The organism is Alteromonas sp. ABH4_457 (assembly GCF_056160625.1).
In genome coordinates, this window is record NZ_JBSWXN010000001.1 from 347,376 (window position 1) to 362,258 (window position 14,883).

At 51.0% G+C, this 14,883-nt stretch carries 11 protein-coding genes; all 11 read left to right on the plus strand.

Going from position 1 to position 14,883, the window contains the following annotated elements:
• Position 1: 1 nt before the first annotated feature.
• Positions 2-1,312, plus strand: a complete 1,311-nt coding sequence (murD, locus tag ACXAGR_RS01415; RefSeq protein WP_474847672.1) for a UDP-N-acetylmuramoyl-L-alanine--D-glutamate ligase — start codon at positions 2-4, stop codon at positions 1,310-1,312.
• Positions 1,309-2,631, plus strand: coding sequence for a cell division protein FtsW (ftsW, locus tag ACXAGR_RS01420; RefSeq protein WP_349588434.1), 1,323 nt, complete (start codon positions 1,309-1,311; stop codon positions 2,629-2,631). Before murD ends, ftsW begins: the two co-directional genes overlap by 4 nt.
• Complete coding sequence (murG, locus tag ACXAGR_RS01425) at positions 2,624-3,697, plus strand: undecaprenyldiphospho-muramoylpentapeptide beta-N-acetylglucosaminyltransferase (RefSeq protein ID WP_474842943.1); 1,074 nt, start codon at positions 2,624-2,626, stop codon at positions 3,695-3,697. Before ftsW ends, murG begins: the two co-directional genes overlap by 8 nt.
• Positions 3,697-5,142 carry a UDP-N-acetylmuramate--L-alanine ligase gene (gene murC, locus ACXAGR_RS01430; RefSeq protein WP_474842941.1) on the plus strand — a complete coding sequence of 482 codons (1,446 nt, stop codon included), beginning with the start codon at positions 3,697-3,699 and terminating at the stop codon, positions 5,140-5,142. The genes murG and murC overlap by 1 nt, the downstream gene beginning before the upstream one ends.
• Positions 5,142-6,086, plus strand: a complete 945-nt coding sequence (locus ACXAGR_RS01435) for a D-alanine--D-alanine ligase (protein ID WP_474847674.1) — start codon at positions 5,142-5,144, stop codon at positions 6,084-6,086. The genes murC and ACXAGR_RS01435 overlap by 1 nt, the downstream gene beginning before the upstream one ends.
• Positions 6,087-6,097: 11 nt before the next feature.
• Positions 6,098-6,826, plus strand: coding sequence for a cell division protein FtsQ/DivIB (locus ACXAGR_RS01440; RefSeq protein ID WP_474847676.1), 729 nt, complete (start codon positions 6,098-6,100; stop codon positions 6,824-6,826).
• Positions 6,827-6,846: 20 nt separating this feature from the next.
• On the plus strand, positions 6,847-8,076 hold the full coding sequence (ftsA, locus tag ACXAGR_RS01445) for a cell division protein FtsA (protein ID WP_474847678.1): 1,230 nt from the start codon (positions 6,847-6,849) through the stop codon (positions 8,074-8,076).
• A gap of 110 nt (positions 8,077-8,186) precedes the next feature.
• Positions 8,187-9,350, plus strand: a complete 1,164-nt coding sequence (gene ftsZ, locus ACXAGR_RS01450; protein WP_119502183.1) for a cell division protein FtsZ — start codon at positions 8,187-8,189, stop codon at positions 9,348-9,350.
• A gap of 150 nt (positions 9,351-9,500) precedes the next feature.
• On the plus strand, positions 9,501-10,412 hold the full coding sequence (lpxC, locus tag ACXAGR_RS01455; RefSeq protein WP_474842934.1) for a UDP-3-O-acyl-N-acetylglucosamine deacetylase: 912 nt from the start codon (positions 9,501-9,503) through the stop codon (positions 10,410-10,412).
• A gap of 198 nt (positions 10,413-10,610) precedes the next feature.
• The gene (locus ACXAGR_RS01460; protein ID WP_474847680.1) at positions 10,611-13,742 is read left to right on the plus strand and encodes a ligand-binding sensor domain-containing protein; all 3,132 of its coding nucleotides are present in this window, start codon (positions 10,611-10,613) and stop codon (positions 13,740-13,742) included.
• A 139-nt stretch (positions 13,743-13,881) separates the two neighbouring features.
• Positions 13,882-14,763: a M23 family metallopeptidase gene (locus tag ACXAGR_RS01465; RefSeq protein WP_474847682.1), complete on the plus strand. Its 882-nt coding sequence runs from the start codon at positions 13,882-13,884 to the stop codon at positions 14,761-14,763.
• Positions 14,764-14,883 lie beyond the last annotated feature (120 nt).

A 14,883-nucleotide genomic window follows, 5' to 3' on the forward strand; every position in this document is an offset into this window, starting at 1 on the left:
TATGAACGAATTGCTGGCATCACAACATGTTGTCGTGGCCGGTCTGGGAATGACCGGTCAGTCTGTTGTGCGCTTTTTAACAGAAACCGGTGCGTCGGTGAAAGTCTGGGATACCAGACCGGACGCCAGAGTACCTGACAATATCTCTGTTCCTGTCACCGCCGGTGAAGTGCCGCCGGGATACTGGGAAAATGTCGATACCCTCGTGCTCAGTCCGGGGATTTCGCCGTCCCATCCGTCGGTGAAAAGTGCTGCGCTGTCCGGTGTGGAAGTCATTGGTGATATCGAGCTGTTTGCACGATTGTCGCGCACGCCGGCTTTCGGCATTACCGGTTCAAACGGAAAAACCACCGTCACGCTTCTGCTTACACATATTCTTCATCAGGCCGGACTGAAGGCCTGTGCTGCCGGCAATGTTGGCCGTCCGGTACTGGACACCATTGGTGAAGGATTTGATTATATGGTGCTGGAGTTGTCCAGCTTCCAGCTTGAAACCACATCATCTTTAAATTTACTCGCCGCCACGATTCTGAACGTGAGTGATGACCACCTTGACCGGCATGGCACCATGGCAGCATATGCAAACGCGAAGCAGCGTATTTTTGCGCATTGTCAGCATGCTGTTATCTGGCAGGGACATCCGGAAACCATTCCTCAGTCTCACGTTGCTGAAACGACACTCTACCAGGCCAGCGAATGTAAAACCGGCTTCGGCTTTGTTAATCAGGCGATTACATGGCAGGGCAAAGCTGTTTTGCCTATGAGTGAAGTAAAGCTGGTAGGTACACACAACGTGCTGAATATTCAGGCCGCACTGGCAATGGCGCTTGTTGCCGGCGTGAGTATTGAAACCGCCTGCGACGGAGTAAAGACCTTTGAGCCGGCTCCCCACCGCTGTGTGGAAATCGCCAATACACAAGGCGTACGCTGGATTGACGACTCTAAAGCGACAAATGCCGGCGCCACGCTGGCGGCTCTGGAAGGACTGGGCCGGGATAAAACCGGAAAACTGATTTTAATTGCCGGCGGAGATGGCAAAGGGGCTGATTTGTCCGTACTCAGGGAACCCTTGCTGCAGTATGTGGATTTGGTGCTTACCATCGGAAAAGATGGCAGACAAATCAGCGACCTGATCCCGGGGGCACATTATTTACCCGATTTACCTTCTGCGGTTCAACTGGCAGCTCAACAGGCTGAGCCCGGCGATATGGTGCTGTTGTCTCCGGCCTGTGCCAGTATCGATATGTTTGATAATTATGCTCACCGGGCACGGGTTTTTGCTGAAGCGGTTCACGGAGTATCCGGTAAATGAGTACAGCAGCGTCTGAGCAAACAGGCACTAAATTATCTGAGATTTTCTCTCAGCGTCACGGTGCGGCAAAGTCCGCGTCACCTTATGATGCCGGTCTGATTCTGGTGGCACTGGCGCTGGCAACACTGGGGCTGGTGATTGTGACCTCCGCTTCCATGCCCGTGGCTGACCGTTTGTACGGTAATCCCTTTTATTTTTCCATCCGTCACGGCATTTATCTTCTTGTCGCCATCTTGTCTGCCGGTGTGGTGCTGCAGGTGCCCATGAGTTTCTGGCGTGTGATCAATCCCTGGTTATTGCTGGCTGCCATTGTGATGCTGCTGGCGGTGCTGGTGATGGGGCGTTCTATTAACGGTAGTACCCGCTGGATTGTAATAGGGCCGCTGACCTTACAACCGGCGGAACCTGCCAAGCTGTTCTTCTTTACTTATCTGGCCGGTTATCTGGTGCGCCGTTATGAAGAAGTGACAGAAAATATCAAAGGCTTTATTAAGCCGCTGGTGGTGTTCTTTGTACTCGCCTGCTTACTGCTGCTACAGCCTGATTTCGGTACTGCGGTGGTGATGTTCACCACCACAATGGGACTGTTATTTTTGGTGGGCGCACGGCTCTGGCAGTTCTTTGCCATTGTGTTTGTTGGCTTACTGGCCATCGTGTTCCTGATCGTGTTCGAAGAATACCGCATGCGGCGGGTCACGTCTTTTCTTGACCCCTGGGCAGACCCCTTTGGCAGCGGCTATCAGCTTACTCAGTCGTTAATGGCCTATGGCCGGGGCAGCTGGTTCGGACAGGGGCTGGGCAACAGTTATCAGAAGCTGGAGTTTCTGACTCAGGCTCACTCCGATTTTATTATGGCAATATTGGCCGAAGAACTGGGCTTCACCGGTGTGCTGATTGTGCTGGGACTCATTCTTTTCCTCGTTGTCCGTGCCCTGAAAATCGGTAATCACGCGCTGGCTAAGCAACGGCCTTTCGAAGGATATCTGGCTTACAGCATCGGGATCTGGCTGAGCTTCCAGACCGCCGTAAACGTTGGTGCCAGTGCCGGCATTTTGCCCACGAAAGGTTTAACACTGCCACTTATCAGTTATGGCGGTACCAGCCTGATAGTGATGATGGTGTCGGTGGCCATGTTGCTGCGGATAGATTTTGAATTGCGGGTCGACGGTGTTCAGGCTATCGGCCGGAAAGATAAACGTAAGAAGAAGCCGGCTCCGGTTTCCTCTGCAGCTGAAGACGGTGAACAACCGGAACAAAAGAGTAAAGAAGATATCAGAGCCATGTTAGAAGAAGTAGAAAAGGGGGCGTTGAATGACTAAGCGCTGTCTTATCATGGCTGGCGGTACCGGCGGACACGTGTTTCCCGGACTTGCCGTTGCACATGCGCTGAAAGCAGATGGCTGGGATGTGCACTGGCTGGGCACCGCAGAACGGATGGAAGCGCAGGTTGTGCCTGAAAACGGATTCCCCATCCATTTTATCCACGTGAAAGGGTTACGGGGTAAAGGGTTATCAGCCAGAGCCAGCGGATTTATGGCGCTGATGAAAGGCATGGCAGAAGCCGGAAAACTGATTTCCTCACTCAAGCCTGATGTGGTCATTGGCTTTGGCGGTTATGCCAGCGGACCGGGTGGTGTTGCTGCGTGGTTACGGGGAATTCCTTTAATCGTGCATGAGCAGAATGCGGCCGCAGGTATGACGAACCGTATGCTGGGTAAACTGGCAAAGCGCATTTTACTGGGCTTCGATAATGCCAGAGGTGGGTTTGGCAGTGCAGCAAGCAAATGCATGACGGTGGGTAATCCGGTGCGCCGGGATATTGTGGCAATCGCGCCGAAAAAAGAAACCCATTCGCCGTTGCGTATGCTGGTGATTGGTGGCAGCCTGGGCGCTAAAGCGCTCAATGAGGCTGTGCCTGCTGTATGCAAGAATCTCTATGGGTTAACTATCCGTCACCAGGCCGGGAAAGGTAATGCAGAAGTGGTTCGAAGTGCTTATGCCAGTGGCAGTGTGGATGTGCAGGTCAGTGAATTTATTAAAGATATGGCGGCAGCCTATGACTGGGCTGACTTTATCGTTTGCCGTGCCGGCGCACTGACTGTAGCTGAAGTGGCAGCGGCGGGTTTACCGGCGGTGTTTGTGCCACTGCCTCATGCTGTTGATGATCATCAGACAAAGAATGCCCTGTCTCTGGTAGAGGCCGGGGCTGCGGTGTTATTACCGCAAACAGAATTACAAAGCGGGCTGGGCAAAGTGCTGGAAAACTGGCTGCGTCATCCCCAATCCTGTCTGGCCGCTGGCAGAAAAGCCCGTCAGGCAGCGATAACCAATGCAACACAGCGGGTCGCAGAACAGTGTGCCCTGCTGACAGGAGACAAAGCGTAATGGTAGGTGAAAAACCATTCCAAAACCCGCAGATGCGTAAAGTGAAGCGCATTTTCTTCATCGGTATCGGTGGCGCGGGCATGGGCGGTATTGCAGAAGTACTACTGAACGAAGGCTATGATATCGCCGGCTCAGATATACAGGCCGGTGCGATGACAGCACGGCTGGAAGAGCTGGGTGCTGAAATCTTTATTGGCCATCATGAAGACAATGTTACAGCGTCTGATGTGGTGGTGGTCTCCAGCGCCATCAACGAGTCAAATCCGGAAATCCGCTATGCCCGTGAACATCGCATTCCTATTATCCGCCGGGCCGAAATGCTGGCTGAACTTATGCGTTTCCGTCATGGTATTGCCATTGCGGGTACCCACGGAAAAACTACCACGACCAGCCTGATTTCCACTATTTTTGCCGAAGCCGGCTGGGATCCCACATTTGTTATCGGTGGTCTGCTTAACAGTGCGGGCACAAACGCACGTTTGGGTAAGAGCCGCTATCTGATTGCTGAAGCAGACGAAAGCGATGCGTCGTTTCTGCATCTTCAGCCTATGGTGTCCGTGGTGACCAATATTGAGCCGGACCACATGGGTACCTATGAAGGTGATTTCAACAAAATGAAAGACACTTATCTGGAGTTTCTGCATAACCTGCCATTCTACGGACAGGCCATTTTGTGTGGTGATGATGAAGTGATCCGTTCTCTGCGGCCGAAAATTGGCCGCAACATCCTTACTTACGGTATTGAGCCGGGTAACGATGTGCGCGCAGAAAATATTGAACTCAGGTTCGGTCAGGCGCAGTTTGACGTGATCCGTCCTGACAGGCCGGTACTGAATGTCACGCTGAATCTCACCGGCATGCATAATGTGCTCAATGCCCTTGCTGCCATTGCTGTCGCCACAGATGAAGGGGTCGGTGACGACGCTATCGTGACGGCACTGAAATCCTTTGGCGGTATCGGACGCCGGTTTGAAGTACTGGGCGAGTTTACGACCAGCAAAGGTGATGTGTGCCTGGTTGATGATTACGGCCATCATCCGACTGAAGTCAGGGCAACCATCGCGGCGGCCCGCACTAACTGGCCGGATAAGCGGCTGGTCATGGTGTATCAGCCACACCGTTACACACGTACCCGCGACTTATATGAGGATTTTGTTGAAGTGCTCTCACAAGTGGATGTGCTGTTATTGCTGGATGTGTATGCCGCCAGTGAACAGCCCATTGAGGGTGCTGACAGTAAAGCACTCTGCCGGTCCATCCGTTTAAGAGGCCAGGTGGAACCTGTTTACGTGGGTGAACCGGATTCTCTGGCAGAAATTCTTGCCAGTGTGATGCAGGAAAACGACGTGATCATGACTCAGGGAGCCGGTAATATCGGCCAGATTGCTAAAAAACTGGCAAAATCTGAATTGGAACCAAAAAAATTTCAACGTGAGTGGCAGTGATGGCTGAACAGGTAAATCCACAAAAATTTGGTCGTGTAGCAGTAATGTTTGGTGGTGATTCTGCTGAGCGTGCAGTATCGCTGAACTCGGGGAAAGCGGTACTGAATGCCCTGCTAAGGCAGGGCGTAGATGCCTTCGCATTTGACCCTGCTGAGCGTCAACTTACTGAATTGGTTGATGAAAAAGCTGAACGTGTGTTAATCATGCTGCACGGACGTGGTGGCGAAGACGGTGCGATGCAGGGCGCATTACAGCACCTGAAAATCCCCTATACCGGCAGTGGCGTGCTGGGGTCTGCGCTGGCGATGGATAAGATCCATACCAAACAAATCTGGCAATGTCTTGGTTTATCTACCGCAAAATATCAAATTGCTGACAAAAGTGACTTTGAAGCTGGATCATGCGGGGCTATAATGATGGAATTGGGGAATGAAGTCATGGTCAAACCAGCCCGCGAAGGTTCCAGTATCGGGATGGCGAGAGTGACAAGCGCTAAACAACTAGAAACTGCCGTTCAGGACGCCTTTCAATATGATAATCAGGTCCTGTTAGAGCAGTACATCGATGGCCCCGAGTTCACTGTCTCTGTTTTGCAGGGCAGAGCATTGCCGTCGATCCGCATGTCTACCCCCCATACTTTTTACGATTACGCGGCCAAGTATCAGGACGATACAACCGTGTATCAATGCCCCGGTGGTTTGTCGGAAGACAAAGAAGCTGAACTGGCAGCATTGTCGCTTCGTGCGTTCAATGCATTGTCTTGCAGCGGCTGGGGCCGCATTGACGTAATGCAGGCTGCTGATGGCACGTTCTACTTGCTTGAAGCGAATACCGTACCCGGCATGACTGAAAAAAGTCTGGTGCCGAAAGCGGCAAAAGTGGCCGGTTTGAGTTTTGATGAACTGACGCTGGAAATTCTGGCGACCAGTCTCTCATCAGACTAAACGGAGCTTGCATGACAAAGGCGAAGCACAAGAAGATTCAATTCTGGTCCGGCGTGGCATTTCTGCTCGCGGTCATTGGTGGTCTGATTGTGGGCGGCATTAAAATTCAGGATTACCTGCAGGATGCCCAGAGAGCACCGGTACAGGTGGTGGATTTTTCCGGCGAGTTCAGCCATGTGGATGTAACCAGGCTGGAGCGTCTGATCCGCAAGTCACAACCGGGAAGTTTTTTCTCGCTGGATGTCAATGAAGTTTACAAGCTGGTGGAAGCCCAGCCATGGATTTATCGCGCATCGGTACGTAAGCAATGGCCAAATACGTTAAAGATTTATCTGGTCGAGCAAAAGCCGGTGGCGCAGTGGAACGATGACTTTTTGCTGAATCCCTACGGGGATACCTTCAGCGCCAGTGTGGACGACATGACGCTGCCCAGACTTTTCGGGCCGGGCGGCAGTGAAAAAACCGCGCTGGAGGGCTACAACGCCATGCAGTCATTGTTGGCTACCACTGCCATGCCTATCGCAGAGCTGACGTTAAGCGAGCGGTTTGCCTGGCAGATTCAGCTGGCCAATGGCATTGAGCTGAATCTGGGCAGACAGGAATTTATAGATCGGTTGCAACGGTTCATCGATGTGTATCCGTTGCTGGCGAAGCAACCTAAAGCGGTGAAGTATGTGGATTTACGCTACGACACCGGGCTGGCAGTCGGCTGGCAGGATGCACAAGACGAAAAAAGTTAATGAGAGAGTTTAGGAATACCATGTCAAAACCTGCTGAACGCAACCTGATTGTCGGACTGGATATCGGTACCAGCCAGGTGAAAGCCGTTGTCGGCGAATTACTGGCCGATGACCAGATCAGCATTGTTGGTGTAGGCACGCATGCTGCGCAGGGTATGGATAAAGGTGGCGTAAACGATCTCAACCTGGTAGTGAAATCTGTACAACGAGCAGTCAGTGAAATGGAACTGATGGCCGATTGTCAGGTTTCATCCGTATTCATGTCCATTTCCGGCCGTCATGTGAAGTGCCAGAACGAAAGTGGCATGGTACCGATCAACAACCAGGAAGTGACACAGGAAGACGTGGATAACGTGATTCATGCAGCGCGCTCGGTGCCTATTGCGTCAGAACGCCGCCTGCTTCATGTGCTGCCGCAGGAATTTACGATTGATGTGCAGGAAGGGATTAAGAATCCCGTTGGCATGTCCGGCGTCCGTATGGAAGCTGAAGCCCATATCATCACCTGTGCCGATGATATGGCAAAAAATCTGGTTAAGTGTATCGAGCGTTGTGATTTGAGCTCAGATCAGCTTATTTTCTCTGCTCTGGCATCCAGTTATGCTGTATTAACTGATGACGAACGTGAATTAGGCGTTTGTGTGGTGGATATCGGTGGTGGCACCATGGATATCGTTATTTACACCGACGGCGCAATTCGTCACACTGCTGTGATCCCTGTGGCGGGGAACCAGATAACCAGTGATATTGCCAAGATTTTCCGCACTCCTATCAGTAATGCGGAAGAGATCAAGGTGAATTATGCCTGTGCGCTGAAAGACATGGTCAGTATGGAAGAGAATATCGAGGTGCCCAGTGTGGGCGGTCGTCCTGCCAGAGCCATGTCCAGACACACCCTGGCAGAGGTGATTGAACCTCGTTATCAGGAATTATTTGAGCTGGTGCATAAAGAGATCCGTGCCAGCGGTTTTGAAGAACAAATTGCAGCAGGCCTGGTTCTGACCGGCGGTACCGCCAAGATGGAAGGGGCTGTTGAATTTGCGGAAGAAATCTTCCAGATGCCTGTGAGAGTGGGCAAACCAATAAATATGCGCGGGTTATCGGAATATACCGATGACGCAAGTTTTGCAACTGTGGTGGGCTTGCTCCACTACGGTAAAATGCAAAGTGATAATAAAAAATCCAGTAAGCAGAAGACCGGCGAAAGTTTCTTTCAACGGGTGCAAAGCTGGTTTAAAGGTGAATTTTAATTTTATTTTGGGGGCGCTAAGACTACGGCATACGGTCGCACGGAGGCATCCGACCGGCGTAACTATGACCTGGCTTAGTGTTGTAAGACGTACCAATCCGGAGAGTAAGTATGTTTGAGTTAATGGATAGCCACGGCGAAGAAGCCGTAATCAAAGTTATCGGCGTCGGTGGTGGCGGCGGTAATGCTGTAGAACACATGGTGGCACAGAATATTGAAGGCGTAGAGTTCATCGCGGTGAACACTGACGCTCAGGTATTGCGCAGCTCTAGCGCAGACGTGACACTGCAAATCGGTTCATCGCTGACGAAAGGTCTCGGTGCCGGAGCTGATCCGAATATCGGCCGTGAAGCCGCTCAGGAAGATCGCGAAACCATCCGTCAGGCTTTAGACGGCGCTGACATGGTGTTTATCACTGCCGGTATGGGCGGTGGTACAGGTACAGGTGCTGCGCCTGAAGTTGCCAGAATTGCCCGCGAAATGGGAATCCTGACGGTTGCTGTAGTGACCAAGCCTTTCCCGTTTGAAGGTAAAAAGCGTACTGCTTTTGCTGAACAGGGTATCGTTGAGTTAGCGAAAAACGTTGATTCACTGATCACCATTCCAAACGAAAAGTTGCTTAAAGTGATGGGCCCGGGCACGCCGCTTCTGCAAGCTTTCAGCGAAGCCAACAACGTACTCAATGGTGCGGTGCAGGGTATTGCTGAACTGATCACCCGTCCAGGTCTGATCAACGTTGACTTCGCTGACGTGAAAACCGTGATGTCTGAAATGGGTACTGCGATGATGGGTAACGGTGTTGCATCCGGTGCAGACCGTGCTGAAGAAGCTGCAGAAGCAGCTATCGCCTGTCCGCTGCTTGAAGACATCGATCTGTCCGGTGCACGGGGTATTCTGGTGAATATCACTGCCGGTCCTGATTTCTCCATCGACGAATTCGAAACTGTGGGTAACGCCGTTAAAGCGTTTGCATCTGAAAATGCTACCGTGGTTGTGGGTACGGTTATCGATATGGAAATGGCCGACGAACTGCGTGTAACGGTTGTTGCAACCGGTATCGGCGCAGAGCGTAAGCCTGACATTTCACTGGTAAGTTCTGAAGGTTCCCGTTTATCCGGTGCTGCCCGCGAGTTCGGTACTTCAAGTACCAGCGAAGCCCGCGCTGTAGGCTCTACCGATGGTAACCAGGCACTGAAAGTAGAAAGTGAAGCACAGCCGAACAACGATTTAGAATATCTGGATATTCCGGCATTCTTGCGTAAACAGGCAGACTAAGCTGTTCATTTCGGGGAATTTTTCTCCGGAATTGTTGTCAATGTATAAGAAGTTGGTGTTTAACCAAGGTCAAGTGTGACAGAAATTTGACAAAATAAACTTTTGTCTATATACTACGCGACCGCTTTTTGAACAGGTAAAAGCAACGAAATGATTAGACAACGTACAATCAAACAATCGGTACAAGAGACCGGTATTGGTTTACATAAAGGGGAAAAGGTCACCATGACTCTCCGGCCTGCGCCTGCGAACACAGGAATTGTGTTCCGACGCATTGACCTGGAACCCTATGTGGATATCCATGCGCGTGCAAACGCGGTGGGTAACACCATGCTGTGTACGTGTGTAAACAATGAAGATGGTGTCAGTATCCACACTGTGGAACACCTTGCTTCAGCGTTAGCTGGTCTGGGCATTGACAACATTATTGTTGAAGTAGACAGCAACGAACTGCCGATTATGGATGGCAGCGCCAGCCCGTTCGTTTTCTTACTGCAATCTGCAGGTATTGAAGAGCTGAATGCGCCTAAGCGTTTTATCCGTATCACGAAGACAGTGCGGGTTGAAGACGGAGACAAGTGGGCCGAGTTACGTCCTTACGATGGTTTCCGCGTGGATTTCCGTATCGATTTCGATCATCCTGTGATTAGTCAGACTAATCAGCATATGGTGATGGATTTTGATAGTTGTTCGTATGTAAAAGAAGTCAGCCGTGCCCGGACATTCGGTTTCATGCGCGACCTTGAGTACATGAACGCGAACAATCTGGCACTGGGTGGCAGCATGGAAAATGCTGTTGCTCTGGACGAGTTCCGTATTCTGAACCCTGAAGGTTTGCGTTATGATGACGAATTCCTGAAGCATAAGGTTCTGGACGCAGTGGGCGACCTTTATATGGGTGGCCACAGCATCATTGGTGAACTGGCAGCCTATAAAACCGGTCATGGTCTTAACAACAAGCTGTTGAATGCTGTGCTGGAGCAGAAAGATTGCTGGGAATACATCACTTATGAAAACCAGGATGAGATGCCCATCCGGTATGCAGAGCCCGTCATAGCATAAAAAAATCTTGTTTGAAAACCGCCTTTTACAGGCGGTTTTTTTGTACCTGATGTAAATTTTTAATACCAAAACTGTCCAAAAGATTAATCACTTCAAAGGGAAGTGAACTATCCTTAGTGGTAAACTCTCCATATAAACAGGCAACGATCTGTTGTACGCGCAATTCATGTTTTTACTTTCGGGGAATGAACACTGCCTATGAGCACTCAGGGTTGTCCCGCTATTCTTTCAACGCATCAAGGCCGGATTGAGCCGGTATTTGTCCGCTGCCTGCCAGCTTTACTGTTTTTTTATGCGTTGGTATTCCTGTTTCTTTTCCCTGCGGACGTAATTGCAGCTCCCGTCGCTAACGAAACGCCGGCGACTATTCCTTACAGTCAGTATCATCAGCGTATCTGGGATACCCGTAACAATATGCCTCAGGTCTCTGCCATCAGTATTGCTGAAGACAATACCGGCTTTATATGGGTAGCCACAGAGGGAGGACTGGCGAGGTTTGATGGCAACCGGTTCCGTATCTTTGATGGCAGAACATCGCCACTGTTTTCCGACCCTATTCTGCGGAAAGTCTTTGTGACACCGGATGACAGGTTGTTTGTCGGTACATCAAATCACTTGCTAAAAATGGAAGACGGGCAAATAGAAGAAGTGCTGTTTGACGGGAAGTCTCTGGGAGCAATTAACGATATTATCTGGTTTAACGGATATCTTTACGCTGCCGGAGACGGTCTTTTCCGGGTTTCAGCAAGTGGTGAACATGTAAACCGTATACCAGGGGAAGCCGGGCATATCCGAACCCTCGCCACAGATCAACATCGCCTCTGGATTGGCTCAAGTACCGGACTGAGTTATCTGGACGGGCAACACATCATCCAGTCAGTGCCCGCAAGCGGGTTGCCTGCCGGTGCGCACATTATTCACCTTGCGCAGTATCGCGAGCAGCTTCTGGTGGGGACGTCCGAAGGTCTTTTCATTGCCAGCGACAGCAACAAACTCAGGGCGTATGAAACCACGTCCGGCGTAATTAGTGATCCTATTGAGATGTTATTTGCTGACAGTAAGGGCAACCTCTGGATAGGCGGTAAGCAACGTCTTCTTCAACTTACCGGCCATACTCTGGTAGAGGAGGTGACCGAAATTAAAGGCAGAACGTCTCCCTGGTTCGTGTCTGCCTTCGAAGACAGAGCGGGCAACCTGTGGTTTGGAAGCCGCACTCACGGTCTGCAGCGTTTGCGCTATGACGGAACAGCCAGTCTGGGTAAGAAGGCTGGTCTTGATGAACCCTATGTCTGGACTTTCGGCAAGCAGGGGGACGGGATCCTTGCCGGCACGAATGCCGGGCTCTATCTGCTGAAAAATCATCAATTTACGCCTTTAATACAGGATACCAGGTTGCCTAATCACGTGGTGTATTCAATATTAACGGCCACAGACAATACGTTATGGCTGGGAACCCGCAGTGGTCTTGTGCATCTTGATGAAAACTACCAGGTGTTACAGCGGTTCCCGCAACTTGATGGCATGCAAATTAACGGCATTGAAGAGTTTCCTGGCGGCGATGTGCTGGTGGCCTCTACAGGCGGATTGTTTCGCTGGGATCAGGAAACGCTGCAAAAAGTTTCGTTTAGTAACGGTGAAGAGATTGGTAATACCCGCTTTGTGTTTGCAGACAACACAGGCGATATCTGGGCGGGCACCACCGGCGGCCTTATCCACCTGAACGGCAAGGGTGAGCGGATACCTGTCAATGATGACATTCTCAACACAGTGTCAATTGCCTATATAGGACAACTCAAAGACGGCCGTATGCTGGTCGGGACTTTTCAGTCCGGCTTTGCGGTTCAGCAGCAGTCTGGCTGGTACTGGCCGGATGAACGTCAGCTACCGGCATCCGGCGTGATGTTTATGGCTGAACAAGACGACAATCTGGTCATTTCCAGCCTGAAAGGTGTGTATCAGATAAGTAAGCATTCACTTGAAGCCGGTGCGCCGGTGGAGGTGTCTATGCTTGTGGACGATTATGGCCCGGAGTCCGACACTGACGGGATCCGCTGCTGCAACGGCGCGGGAAATGCGAAAGGTCTTGTTGACGGCAATATACTTTATCTGCCCACACTCAACGGAGTGGCAACCATTGATTTAACTCTGAGTGCGATTAACCGCAGAGGACTGGTGCCGGTAGTCGATGAAATCATTGTGCAGGGTGAATCCGTGACAAAGTCGGGGGCTTTACTCCCTGAGGGGGAGCGGAATCTTCAGATCAATTACACCAGCCCCCGATTTTACCGTAACAGTGCACTGGAATTCCGTTACCGCCTGAACGGGTACGACCGTGACTGGATTGACGCCGGAAACAGGCGGGAAGCGTTTTACACGAATTTACCCCCGGGCGATTACACATTTGAAGTGGAAGCCCGCATGAAAGAGTGGAATGCCTGGGGAGAGCCTGCCTTTTTCCGTTTTTCCATGCCGCCCTTCTGGTACGAACAACAATGGATGCGACTGGTATTTGTGTTGCTCGCTGTCCTCGCTTTCTGGGCGGTATACCACATCAGAACCCGCCGGCTGGAGCGCGCCAGACTGCAACTGGAGGCCATGGTGACCGCGCGCACTGCGGAGCTTGATAAGGCAAACAAGCAGCTGGCTGAAGCCAACGAACAATTGCAGCAGGCAAGCCTGACCGACTCCCTGACCCGGCTTAACAACCGCCGCTATCTCGATACCTTTATCGATAAAATCCTTGCGAAGGCTGCCCGCCAGCAACGGGGGGTATTTTGTATCATTCTCGATATCGATAATTTCAAAGTCCTGAACGACGAATTAGGCCATGCTGTCGGAGACGATATTCTGGTTAAATTCGCAGATATTTTGCGCAGGGAAGTGCGCAGTGCCGATCACGTTATCCGCTGGGGCGGCGAAGAGTTTTTGATTGTGCTGGATGCAGGCATTTCCGTAAGTGAATTTATCGGACGCCTGATGTGTTCTATGGAGCTGACGCGCTGGCCTCACCAACAAAGGCTCAGTTCGCCGCCTACCTGCTCTGTTGGCGTATGTTACCATCCGCCCGGCGGGGAGGCTGGCTGGACATGGTCTCACACCCTTATCCTGGCTGATAAAGCAATGTACATGGTTAAGCGGTGCGGGAAAGAAGGCTGGCTTCAGTTACAGCCGCAGCAACCAGTGGCAGAAGATTTACCGGAAAAAGTCACTAAACAAAAGCCGGAGATGCTGGTTAACAGTAACCGTTTCCACATGGAAGGTTCACCGCATATTCTCGCGGCGCTGAGTAGCCTGAAGAATAATATTTTTCCGTTACGGGAGAGAAAGTAGTCATCCTCCGTGTATTTTGTCGTCAATTCTGCTTACCTTGTCTTACGGGGTATGAAAAAAACGCACTGAGTATCTGATTGTGGTTTGTTCATTTGCATTAACAGCGGTAAACTAGTCCGGATTTTATTAAGAGTGCCCGATGAAACTAACGATAACCTTTATTGGTAAGCAGAAGCGATACAGGAAAAGCATCAGTGTGAGAACACTGGTGAGTTTTACCGTACTCTCGTCGTTATTCATGTTAGTTTCCAGCCGTTCCACTGATTCCGTTTCCGAAGATATTGCAAGAATTAAGCTTGCTCAGGCCGCTAATGAAGTCGGAGGTGCAGAAGTTGATGCACTGGCTGCCAGCACACGTCAGCAATTACAAATTCTGGCAGAGCGTCTTGCTGAAATGGATGCGACGGTGTCGCAACTTGATGAAAAAGGCAAATTAATTGCCGCTGAATTTGGGATGAAGGCAGAAGATTTAGACGCCTTTGACCCCGGCTCTTCGCCAAAAGACGTGGATAATGAACCCCTGATGGAACAAATCGCCGCTTTACAGCAGACTGTGTCTGCGAAAAAACAGCAGCTGGCGATGCTTGAAAGTCTTGTCCGGGGGCATCATATCCATGAACAGAGTCAATTATCTGGCCGGCCAATAGCGTCGGGATGGTTGTCTTCTTATTACGGCATGCGCGCAGATCCTTTTACCGGCAATCCAGCAATGCACAAAGGGCTGGACTTTGCGGGTAAATCTGGTGATGACGTTGTTTCCACTGCTGCAGGCATCGTGACCTGGGCAGGAGAACGTCACGGTTATGGCTTACTGATAGAAATCGATCATGGTGATGGAATGGTGACCCGGTACGGGCACAATCAGGCACTGTCGGTTGCTATCGGTGACGTTGTAACAAAAGGTCAGACTATCGCAGTGATGGGTAGTACCGGCCGCTCCACAGGTGCTCATGTTCACTACGAAGTAATAAGAAACGGGCAACAAATCGATCCTCTGCCGTACGTTACCAAAAGACGTTAAGCAGCAGCCAGAAAAGGTTTACTCCGGTAAACCAGCACAAACAGATAGGGTGACAACCATGCACATGATGTGCGCGGCGTCATTTATTTTAAATCTACGAGCCCACCGGGATGCCGGAAC